This window comes from Streptomyces sp. NPDC058145 (assembly GCF_042884245.1).
Classification (GTDB): Bacteria; Actinomycetota; Actinomycetes; order Streptomycetales; family Streptomycetaceae; genus Streptomyces.
Map to the genome: position 1 here is coordinate 22,534 of NZ_JBHVUH010000032.1, position 10,985 is coordinate 33,518.

Sequence of the window (10,985 nt, forward strand, 5' to 3'; positions counted from 1 at the left end):
CCGCACTCGCACTGCCGTGCCCCCGTGACTGCGGCGGACGGAAGCGGTGGAGCCACGGCGGTCGTACGTGAGCGCACCGCTCGCTGACGCTTGGACAGGGAGCTACTGCTGTCCGGGGACCGCCATCTCCCCGAGGAACGACCAGTCATCCTGCGGAACGCTCGCGTTCACGATGCGCGGCGTCTCGACCAGATGCGGCGGCAGCGTCTGCTGCGCAGCCTTGAAGTGCGCGGACTGCACATGCGTGGCCCCGGCCTCGTCGTCGCGGAAGGCCTCGACCAGGACGTACTCCGTCGGCTCGTCCACGCTGCGCGACCAGTCGAACCACAGACAGCCGGGCTCGGCGCGTGTTTCCCGGGTGAAGTCAGCGGTGATCTCGGGCCAACGGTCGGCGTGCTCGGGACGGACTCGGAACTTGGCGGTGATGAAGATCATGGGATTCCTTTCGCTGACGCCTGTGCGCCCTGCATCGAAACAGACGTTGTGTATACGGCACCGGCAGGACGACGAGCCGCCCAAGGGCAGGCGCGCTTCGCTTGCGCTCCGGCCGCGCCATCAGGACTCATAGCGACACGCTCGTACGAGCTGGGCTTGCCGGTGCCTGCCGGCGGACTCCACGACACCGAACGCGTCGCGGCGATGGCGGACGGATCGTTACGACCGGAGGACCAGCTTTCCGTCCGCGTACGGAAGGGCCTTGGCGCGCGGCAGGTGCACGAGAACCTCTTCGCTGACCGGAACTCCCTCCTCCCGCGGCGTCTTGGCCCTGATGGGTTGCCCGGCGACCTCCACCTCGAGCACGCGCTGCGCGCCGTGGTCGCTGACGCCCCGCAGCCGGCCGGGGAAGGTGTTGGGGCCGGGGTCCGTGACGATCTTGACGTATTCGGGCCGGACGCCGACCTGGACCTCGGTCGTGCTCTGGGGGATGTCCCAGGCGACGGACAGCGGCTGGCCGCCCAGCGAGGGCCCGTCGTTCCGGTCCACGGTCAGGAAGTTCATCGCCGGTGAGCCGATGAAGTAGCCGACGTAGGTGGAGGAGGGTGCCTCGAACAGCTGCTCAGGGGTGCCTTGCTGCACGGCGCGGCCGTCCTTCATGACGAGCAGTTCCTGCGCGAAGCTCATTGCCTCGTACTGGTCGTGCGTCACGTAGATCACCGTGGGCCGGAACTGCTCGGTGATCTCGCGGATCTTGCGCCGTAGCGAGTGCTTCAGCTGCGGGTCGATCACGGTGAGCGGCTCGTCCATCAGGACGGCCGCCACGTCGTCACGGACCAGGCCGCGGCCGAGTGAGATCAGCTGCTTGTCGTCGGCGGTGAGCCCGCGAGCGGGCTGCCTCAGCCGGTCGTGCAGGTCCAGGGCCTCGGCGACCTGCCGGACCTTGGCGTCGATCCTCGCCTTGTCCCAGCGCCGGCACTGCAGTGGGAAGGCGAGGTTCTCGTAGACCGTCATCGACTTGTAGATGACGGGGAACTGGAAGACCTGGGCGATGTTGCGCGCCTTCGTGGGCAGGGCGGTGACGTCGACGCCGTCGAACAGCACCCGTCCCTGGGATGGTCTGACCAGGCCGGACAGGATGTTCAGCAGCGTCGTCTTGCCGCAGCCCGAGGGTCCGACCAGCGCATAGGTCTTGCCGGACTCGAAGGTCAGGTTCAGCGGCTTGAGAGCCCACCGCTCCTCTTCGGCACCCGGCGCGTACGCGTGCCCGACGTCGACGATGTCCAACTGCGCCATATCAACACCCTTCCACTGAAACGAGATCGTATGAAGGTGTTCGCACGAGCGTCCCCTGCTCGTCGAAGGCGAACAGCCGGTCGGGACGGAGCCGAAGCTTGACCAGGTCGCCGAGGGCGACGTCGTGGATGCCCTCGATCTGTACGACGAAGGGGGTCTCGCCGACGACCACATGGACGAAGGTCTCGGAGCCGGAGATCTCGACGAAGGTGACCTCGCCCTCGACCCCGTTGGAAGCCAGGCTGACGTCGGTGGCGCGCAGGCCGAACTGGTAAGCACCGTCTGGCTGGTCGGCCAGGTGCGCGGAGACGTGTGTGGCCTGGAAGCCGGCCACCGTGACCTGGCCGCCCTCGAGCCGGCCCGCGAAGATGTTCATGGGCGGGTCGTTGATGATGGACGCCACCGTGGTGGTCGCCGGGCGTTCGAAGACCTCCTGCGGGGTGCCGGTCTGCAGGATCCGCCCCTCGTGCATGACCAGGACCACGTCCCCGAGCATCATCGCCTCGGCGGGTTCGGTGGTCGTGTAGATGACGATCGTGTCGCCCTGGTCCGAGAAGAGGGCCTTGAACTCGTCGCGCAGTTGTTCGCGCAACTTGTAGTCCAGGTTGGCCAGTGGCTCGTCGAGCAGGAGGATGCCGGTACCGCGGGCCAGGGCGCGAGCCATCGCGACGCGCTGCTGCTGGCCGCCGGAGAGCTGCGAGGGCTTGCGCTTCTCGAAGTCCGCGAGCCCCACGCTCGCCAGGCTCTGCCGGACCCGCCGCTGGATCTCGTCCCGTGACAGCCCGGCCCGCTTCAGCGGGAAGGCCACGTTGCCGAACACATTGAGATGCGGGTAGTTGATGAACTGCTGGTAGACCATGGCGGTGTCGCGCCGCCACACCGGCGTCTTCAGGAAGTCGGCTCCCGCCCGGGTCAGCGAGCCGGAGTCCACTTTCTGCAGGCCGGCCAGGGCGCGTAGCAGCGTCGTCTTCCCGGCCATCGTCCGGCCGATGACGGTGTGGAGCCGTCCGGGCCGGAAGGTGGCGGTCACGTTCTTGAGGTGGTCGACGCCGTCGACGGTCAGGCACAGATCAGTGACACTCAGGTTCATCGGACGGCTCCCGACAGGTTGCCCTTGGACAGTAGGCGCTCCACCCAGAGGGCGAGCAGGATCAGCGGTGCCACGCCGAATAGCGCGGCGGCGGACAGTGTCCACCACGGTGGAATGGAGGAGTTGAGGGCGACGACCGCCTGGGGCAAGGTCTGGATCTCGGTGAAAGTCAGCCGGAAGGCGAAGAAGAAGTCGTTCCAGCCGAACACGGCGCAGAACATCGCTGCCACGGTCAGCCCGGGCAGGGAGTTCGGCAGGATCGCCCGTACGAAGGTCTGGAACGGGGGGCAGCCGTCCAGCATCGCCATCTCGTCGATCTCCCGGGGGATGCCGTTGAAGAAGTCCACCATCACCCACACCGCGATCGGCAGCAGCAGCGCGACCGTCACGATGACCAGGCCTGGGATGGTGTCCAGGAGGCCACCCCACTGCAGGAGGTAGAAGAAGGGGATCACCAGGACGACGGGCGGCATGATCCGTTGGGAGACGAAGAAGAAGACGATGTCGCTGTTCTTGATGAAGCCCAGCTTGAACCGGTACCGGGACAGCGCGTAGGCGGCCAGGGACCCCAGGGCCAGGCTGATGGCGGACGCGGCGATGGTGACGATCGCGCTGTTGATGAAGGGATCGATCACATCGATACCGCCGGCTCCGCCGAAGATGTTGCGCCAGCCGGTGAGGGTGGGCTTGTACTGCACCCAGGGGATGTAGGTGGGACCGCCCTGGACGGCGTTGGCGTTCTTGAAGCTGGTCGTCATCGCCCAGAAGAACGGTCCCGCGACGAAGCAGGCCCACAGGGCGATCACGGTGTACTTGAATACGGGGTAAAGGCGCGACCTCATGAGTCCCCCTTCAGCTTGAAGGCCCTGGTGAGCAGGGCGGCGACGACCGTGAGCGTGACGATCATCAGGACGAGGTAGGTCAGGGACATCGCCCCGCCGTAGCCGGTCTGCTGATCGCGCAGCCCCTGGATGTAGAGGTAGTAACCGGGGGTCTCCGTGGAGGACCCCGGCCCGCCGGACGTCAGTACGTAGACGCTGTCGGAGAGCTTGGACGCCTCGATCAGCCGGATGATGATCGCCGCGACCGAGACCGGTGCCATCAGCGGGAAGGTCACCTTCCAGAAGGTCCGCCAGGTGCTGGCGCCGTCGATCGCGGCGGCCATGAACGGTTCCTTGGGGAGGCTGAGCAGGCCGGCCAGCAGCAACAGGAACATGAAGGGGGTCCACTGCCAGACCTCGACGGTCATCAGCGCGACCAGCGCCGGACCGGACTCGGTGAGCCAGGGAATTTTCGTCAGGCCCAGCATCCCCAGCAGATCGTTCGCCGGCCCCAGTGACTCATGGAAGATCGTCTGCCAGATGGCGGCCATCACCACGGGCGTGGTCATCATGGGGACGAGAAAGAGCACCCGCCAGAATCTGCGGCCGCGTGCCTCGCGCCAGACCAGCAGGGCCATACCGAACCCGATGACGTACTGGATCAGGACCGTGCCGCCCGCCAGCAGGATCAGCCGGGTGATGGAGTCCCAGAAGCGGCTGTCGTGCAGCATCGCGGCGTAGTTGGCGCCTCCGATGAAGTCCATCCGAGGGTTGCTGACGTTCCAGCCGGACAAGCTGACGCGGATGGTGAACAGAAGCGGGAAGATGATGATCAGAAAGAGCGTGAGCAGTCCTGGCAGCAGGAACATGCTCTTGTGCCGGCGCAGGCCGTCCATGGTTCTCCTTGCGGAAGGGGGCGGGAGCCCCCGGGTGGCCGGCCGGTCCGGTCCGGCCACCCGGGGCGTCCTGCGGTCGGATCAGGAGTTGTCCTCGAGCGCGACCACGTTGCGATAGGCGCTTTGGACCTTGTCCTTGCCGATCTGATCGGTGATCTTGACCCATTCCTTGGCCACGCCGTTCAGTGCCTGTTGGGGGGAGCTCTGTCCCGCCAGAGCCGCGGCGACACCGTTGGCCAGCGCGGACATGTACTGGTTGACACCGGGAACGCGCAGGTCGAAGACGCGATTGGTGCTCTTCTCCATGCCGGCGAGTGTGTGCACGTACGACTCGGCGACGTCCTTGTCCCAGCCCTGCTTCTCCCAGAACGCCGGGTCGAAGTGGGCGTTGCGGTAGGGGTTGACACCGAATCGGCCGATGGTCAGGTCGAGGGCGGTGTTGGCCTCGTTGCTGAAGAAGCAGAGGTAGTCGAAGGCCATCCGCTGGTGGCGCGAGGCCTTGGCCACCGCTGAGGTCCATCCCCACGTGAAGTAGGGCGCCTGGTTCGCCTTCTTGTCCCACGACTTCGTGGTGCGGTTGTAGACCTCGGTCGAGCCCGGCAGCGGCGCAGCCTGGACCTTGTTGCGGATCCTGCTGTCCGGCTGCTGGGCCTGGATGAAGGCGTCGTCCCAGGAGTAGGACATCAGCGTCTGGCCGCCTCCGAAGGAGAAGATCTCGTCTCCCAGGCCGAAGTTGGCGCCGCCGGGTGCCCAGGTCGACTTGGCCTTCACCATGTCGTCCAGGGCACGGACGAAGCCCGGCGTGTTGATCAGCGGCTTCATGGTCTTGACGTCGAAGAAGACACCGCCCTTGACGTCCGGGTTCTTCACGTATGGCGCCGCACGGCTGATGAACGCGGAGAAGGTCAGGTCGTCGCGCTTGGTCACCTCGGCGCTGCCGTAGTTGGCCTTGCCGTCGCCGTCGAGGTCCTTGCCGCTGAAGAACTTGGCTGTCTCCTGGTATTCGGCCCACGTCCTGGGAACCTGAAGGTCCTTGCCCGTGGCCTTCTTGTACTCCGCCTGCCGCTTGGGGTCCTTCAGGACATCGGTGCGGACCTTCAGGTAGTGCCGGTCACCGTCCACCGGGTACTGCACGACCTTCCCGTCCCACGTCGCCACGTCCATGTAGGCCTTGGTGACGTCCTTCATGCCGGGGCTGTTCAGGTACGTCTTCGGCACCGGGGCCAGATACGGGGCCATGTCGCCGATCCACAGGGACGGGTAGAACATGACGTCGTACGCCGGCTGGCCTGCCTGGAGGGGCGTGAGGATCTTCTGGTGCAGCTCGCCGAAGGGGACGTTGACCACCTCGACCTTCCCGCCGGTGATCTCCTCGAACTGCTTGGCGTGCAGCTGGGTCGGCTCGCCGATGACGGGAACGGCGTGGCTGATGATCTTCAGTGTCTGCCCGGAGTAGTCCTTGCGGCTGATCGACTCGTAGCTGCAGGGTCCGGGGACGTCCTTGACCTTCGTCGCCGGGTAGTCCTTGCCGTACTTCTTGTAGCTGATCTCCGAGCCGGGCTTGAAGAGCGCGGCCTTGTCCTTGGGCTTTTGCTGTGCCTGGTTCTGGGCGGTGCACGCGGTGGCGGTCAGGGCCGCGACGGCGGCGACGGCGACCAGGGCCGTGAACGGTCTGCTGCGCATGGGGCTTCTCCTGCAGTGTCAGGGGATCAAGATCGCTCGGCCGCGTACGGCCCCGGCGTCCAGGTCGTCGAGGGCCTGCCGGAAGGAGGCGAGGGGGTACCGCTGGGTGTGCAGGGTGACCTTGTCCTGGGCCGCCAGGACCATCAGCTCGGAGAGGTCGTTGTAGGACCCCACGAGGTTGCCGATGAAGTTGATCTCCGTGGAGATGACGTCGATCGTCGGCACATGAAGGTGGCCGCCGTAGCCGATGACGTAGTAGTTGCCGTTGCGGCGCAGGCAGGCCACGCCCGTCTCGACGGCGCCCCCCTCGCCGACGAAGTCGAGGACGGCCTCCGCCCCGTGACCACCGGTGAGGTCCCGTACGCGGTCGGCTTCGCTTCCGTCCGCGACGAGGGTGTGGTCGGCGCCCAGTTCCTTGGCCAGGGCCAGGGCCTCCGGGCTGCGATCGATGACGATCATCTCCACCGGCGACAGGGCCCGCAGCACCTGAATTCCGATATGTCCGAGTCCGCCGGCGCCGATGACCACGGCCTTGTCGCCGGGCCGCAGCACCCGGGCCGCCTTGGCGACGGCGTGGTACGCCGTGAGCCCGGCGTCGGCCAGGGCCGCCACCGAGGCCGGCTCCAGGGACGGGGCGAGGGGCACGACCGAACGGGCGCTGGTCTTCAGGTACTCCGCGTAGCCTCCGTCGGCGTCGATGCCGGGGAAGGCCGAGTTCATGCAGTGCACGTCGTCGCCGGCCCGGCAGGCGCGGCACAGACCGCAGGTCACCAGCGGGTGCAGGATGACCGGGTCACCGATCTTGACGTTGGTGACGGCCTGCCCGACCTCCGCGACCCAGCCGGCGTTCTCGTGACCGATCGTGTACGGAAGGGCGACCCCACTCTTCTCTTTCCACTGTCCTTCGAGGATGTGCAGATCGGTCCGGCAGACTCCGGCGCCCCCGATTCTCACGATCACATCCAGCGGACCGGTGATCTGCGGGTCCGGCACGTCCACGAGCACGGGCGGCTCGTCGTACTCGATGACCTGCACGGCTTTCATAGCGGCTCCCTGCGAGTCGGCGGGTGGGTGGTGCGCCGATTACACAGGCCGCCGATCGCAGGTCGGTGTCTCAGAATCCGTCCACGAATGTCTCAATGTGATACACGCCGTAGGCGCGACGCCGCCGAGCTGTTCCAATCACTGCACTGAGGAATGTGACGCGCGCCGCACGGGAGTGTTAAATGCCCCGACACCAGCCCGGGAACTCGCTGAGAGCAGCCAGAGAGCTCTATCTGGAAGCCACCAACGATCCGAGCGCCCGGCCGCTCGTGGTCGCGTCATGGCAACGCTCGATCGGGTACCAGGTGAAGTCGGGCAGCCTCGACGCCCCCTACCTGGACAACCCCAACCTGGACAGCCCCCTGGCCAGGGCGGCACTGCCCATCCTGAACAGGTTGCACGAGCAGCTCGCCGACGACCCGGTGTCCACGATGATCACAGACCGGAACGGAGTGGTGCTGTCCCGGAAGGTGTCCAACGAGGGTCTGACGACGCACCTCAACCGCGTGCGCCTGGCTCCGGGCCATGTGTTCGCCGAGCGCTACGTGGGCACCAACGGCATCGGGACCGCGCTGGCCAGCGGCCGCCCGGTCATCATCGCCGGAAGGGAGCACTACGCCGAAGAGCTGCGGGAGTTCCACTGCGCGGCCGTGCCGATCCTGCATCCCACCCGGCGCACTCTGCTCGGGGCCTTCAACCTGACCACCATCCGTCAGGGCTCCGACGGCATGCTGATGGCCTTCTCCCGCTCGGTCGCGGCCCAGATCGAAGGCGAGATCGCGGCGATCACCTCGCGGCGCGAGCGGGCTCTCTTCCAGGACTACATGGACGCGTGCTCCTCGGCGCGCCCGGGACCCGTGCTGGCTCTCAACCGCGACGTCGTCATGATGAACGAGCAGCTCAGTGCCGCCGTGACCGGGCCCGATCACTACGCGCTGCTCGACCACGCCCGTGAGATCGCCGATCATCCCCGGCTGGAGGGGACCCGCAGCATCGCCCTGCCCTCAGGACGGGTCGCCGAACTCAGGGTCAGTCGCTGTCTGCGCGAGGACAGCGACGCGGGCACCGTCTTCCGAGTCCGGCTGATCGGACGGCCCCAGTCCACACCCGCTGTCTCCGCCGCGCCCGTCCGCTCCAACCTGGGATTGGTGGGCTCGACCCCGCACTGGCTGCGCGCGGTCGCCGACAGCGAGACAGCGTTCGTAACCGGGACATGGCTTCATCTCCTGGGTGAAGTCGGCGTCGGCAAGAGGACGCTGGTCGAGGCCCTGCACCGGGCCCACGGCGCCGGACGACGGCTGGAGATGCCACAAGCGCCGCTGTCGGACTCACCGGCCGTCACCGAGCGCTGGCTGCACGACATCGGAGAGCTGCTTGTCGTGCCGTCCAACGTGCTCCTCCTGAGCGACGTCCACCTGTTGGGCGACCAGCTGCGGCAGCGGCTGACAGACCTGCTGGTGCGGCAGGACGGCAGCGCGACCGGGCAACTGGTCATGACCAGCCAGCCGTCGATGGTCGGCGCCGACGACGATCTCGACCAGCTCTGCGGAGCCTCGGTGGAGGTGCCTGCCCTGCGTCATCGCTACGGGGACACCGAGCACCTGGCGCGGTTCTTCCTGCGCAAGTACCGGCCGAGCGGTGAGAGCAGGTTCTCCCCGGATGCGCTGACCATGCTGCAACGATGCCCCTGGCCGGAGAACGTCCGACAGCTGGAGTCGGTGATCCGGGGCCTGGCGCGGCGGCCTTCGGGCCGGATGATCCACGTGGAGGACCTGCCGCCGGAATGCCGGGTGTCGTCGAACAAGGTCCTCACGGCCATCGAGGCGTTGGAGCGCGACGCCATTCTGCGTGGGTTGATGGACCGCGACTCCAACGTCCAGCGGACCGCGCAGGACCTCGGGATCTCCCGAGCCACGATGTACCGCAAGATGCGCCGATACGGGATCGTCCCGTCGAGCCTGACGTGACGGGCCGTTCCGGCACGCAGGCCGTGGCGTGCGGCGCCTGCTCGACGTCGCCGGTCTGCCGACCTCACAGCGTGGACAGGGACGGTGGCCGGCCGCGATCGCGTGGTGGCAGGGCGGATCCATCGTGGGGCCCTGCGGGTGCCGGCCGTCACGCCGTGGCACCGCACCGGTGACCTTCTCGGCGATGGTCGCCGACACGGTCGGCATCAGCCTGGCTCACGCCGATTGCCGGCCGCGTGCGAAGAACCCGGTGCACTATTTGGTTCGCAGCATGAGGGCAAAACGCGTGTTGTCGCCGTAGACCCCGCTCTCATCGCCGCGGACCCCGTACCGCTCCTGAAACAGGACCACGGCCGCTCGCACGTCCGCGTCGTAGCGGCCGTCGATCGCGCCGCCGTCGTAGATATGCGATATCTGCAGGAGACGTACCTGCAATTCGTATACCCCATGGCCGCTGTCGCCTTGGCGCAGGACACCCGTGCCCGGGATTTCGGGGAGCGGCGGGTCTGAGGTGCCGGGCTGCGGGCGGTTCGTCTGCCCTGGAGCCCGGAGAGAGGGGTCCATCGGCGCCGGACTCGCCGGCAGTGGGGTTTCCAGGTGCCCGGGAGGCGAAGAGGGGGTCGTGGGCGCGGCGTTGAGATAAGTCAGCAGCCAAGAGGCGAGGATCAATCCGCTCGCCGCGCCCAGCCCGGAGATGCCGGCGACTCGCAAGCTCCTGCGGTTGGTGGATCGCCGCCGTCTGCCACTGGTCTTCCTCCTGGGTGCGCGGACGGATGGGGCAGATCCCTGCGAGGCCGCGGTGGCGAGTTGGTCGAACGGGACGGCCGGACGGTGAGGGACGTCCGACCAAGCGGTGCCCGGCCCGGGGCTCCTGCTCCGCCAGTCTTCCTGCCTGGGAGCCGGAGTCGGGAATGCCACAGCTGGTGCGACAGCCTCCGGTCCCGGACCACTGGCCGTCGGCGGGCTTCCCACCGACGGGGGCGGGACGGCCTCCAGCCCTCTGGGCAACCCCGGTGACTCGGCAACGACAGCCCGCGGAGCCTCGACGTGGCGCAGGCCGCCAGTCGGCGGCGATTCAGCGGCAGTTGGCCGGTGCGGCCCAGGACGCTCTGATTGCGTGCCTGACGACACACGTCTGACCGGCAGTGCCCGGCCGACGGGGGAGGAAGCCGGGGCCGAGGACGGGGACGCGGTCGGCTGGGGAAAGCGGGCATCCGAGGTCGGGTGACCGTGCCGGCTCCGGGGCTGAGACGGGCCCTCAACGTGTTCCTGGTGTTCCTGCTGCTCGTCGCGCAGGAGGTCGGCGCGTGCGGCATCCAAAGCGTCCAGCACGGCTTGGAAGGAGTCCCTGATCTCTTGCGCGACGTCAGGATCCGAGCCGGGGGTCCGCTCAGGGTTGGCGTCGTTGCGACCCACCGGGTCCTCCTCAGCTTGTCTTGCTTCTGACGGGCCATTTCTTTCGTCAGCGGCGGCCACGTACCAGGGGCCGGATGGTGACGAGGGCCTCTGCGCAGGGCGCACCGGTGGCGGGTTCCCCTTCTTCTTCTGTCGGAGGCACATACGTAGGCTGCGCGGGTTTGTCTTCATCCCGCGGGCGGTGTGTAACCCACGCCTCATTCAAAGCCCGGGCGGTGGTCCAGCCGCCCGGACAGCCCTCGCCATCCTGATCTTGCGTGGGTATCCCCGGCTTCAGCCGGGGAGGGGATCGCATCCTCGCACCGGAGGCGCGCAGCGCCGGAGTTCGCTCCGCCTC

Annotated in this window: 9 protein-coding genes; 1 reads left to right on the plus strand and 8 read right to left on the minus strand. The window is 67.5% G+C overall.

What is annotated here, in order from left to right; all coding sequences use genetic code 11:
- Positions 1–102: 102 nt before the first annotated feature.
- From ACFVVO_RS37700 to ACFVVO_RS37730, 7 genes are all read right to left on the minus strand, one after another.
- Positions 103–435, minus strand: a complete 333-nt coding sequence (locus ACFVVO_RS37700; RefSeq protein ID WP_390061270.1) for a putative quinol monooxygenase — start codon at positions 433–435, stop codon at positions 103–105.
- Between the two features lie 219 nt (positions 436–654).
- On the minus strand, positions 655–1,731 hold the full coding sequence (locus tag ACFVVO_RS37705; RefSeq protein ID WP_390061272.1) for an ABC transporter ATP-binding protein: 1,077 nt from the start codon (positions 1,729–1,731) through the stop codon (positions 655–657).
- 1 nt (position 1,732) lies between these two features.
- Positions 1,733–2,821, minus strand: a complete 1,089-nt coding sequence (locus ACFVVO_RS37710) for an ABC transporter ATP-binding protein (RefSeq protein ID WP_390061274.1) — start codon at positions 2,819–2,821, stop codon at positions 1,733–1,735.
- Positions 2,818–3,663, minus strand: coding sequence for a carbohydrate ABC transporter permease (locus ACFVVO_RS37715; RefSeq protein WP_390061276.1), 846 nt, complete (start codon positions 3,661–3,663; stop codon positions 2,818–2,820). The genes ACFVVO_RS37710 and ACFVVO_RS37715 overlap by 4 nt, the downstream gene beginning before the upstream one ends.
- The gene (locus ACFVVO_RS37720; protein ID WP_390061278.1) at positions 3,660–4,538 is read right to left on the minus strand and encodes a carbohydrate ABC transporter permease; all 879 of its coding nucleotides are present in this window, start codon (positions 4,536–4,538) and stop codon (positions 3,660–3,662) included. Before ACFVVO_RS37720 ends, ACFVVO_RS37715 begins: the two co-directional genes overlap by 4 nt.
- Positions 4,539–4,619: 81 nt before the next feature.
- Positions 4,620–6,221 carry an extracellular solute-binding protein gene (locus tag ACFVVO_RS37725; RefSeq protein WP_390061280.1) on the minus strand — a complete coding sequence of 534 codons (1,602 nt, stop codon included), beginning with the start codon at positions 6,219–6,221 and terminating at the stop codon, positions 4,620–4,622.
- A gap of 18 nt (positions 6,222–6,239) precedes the next feature.
- Positions 6,240–7,265 (minus strand): NAD(P)-dependent alcohol dehydrogenase, encoded by a 1,026-nt coding sequence (locus tag ACFVVO_RS37730; protein WP_390061282.1) that lies wholly within the window; start codon positions 7,263–7,265, stop codon positions 6,240–6,242.
- A 182-nt stretch (positions 7,266–7,447) separates the two neighbouring features.
- Between ACFVVO_RS37730 and ACFVVO_RS37735 the strand changes: the two genes are divergently transcribed.
- Positions 7,448–9,232: a sigma-54-dependent Fis family transcriptional regulator gene (locus tag ACFVVO_RS37735; RefSeq protein WP_390061284.1), complete on the plus strand. Its 1,785-nt coding sequence runs from the start codon at positions 7,448–7,450 to the stop codon at positions 9,230–9,232.
- Between the two features lie 255 nt (positions 9,233–9,487).
- Here ACFVVO_RS37735 and ACFVVO_RS37740 read toward each other — a convergent pair whose 3' ends face one another.
- Positions 9,488–9,943, minus strand: coding sequence for a peptidoglycan-binding protein (locus tag ACFVVO_RS37740; protein ID WP_390061286.1), 456 nt, complete (start codon positions 9,941–9,943; stop codon positions 9,488–9,490).
- Positions 9,944–10,985: the final 1,042 nt, after the last annotated feature.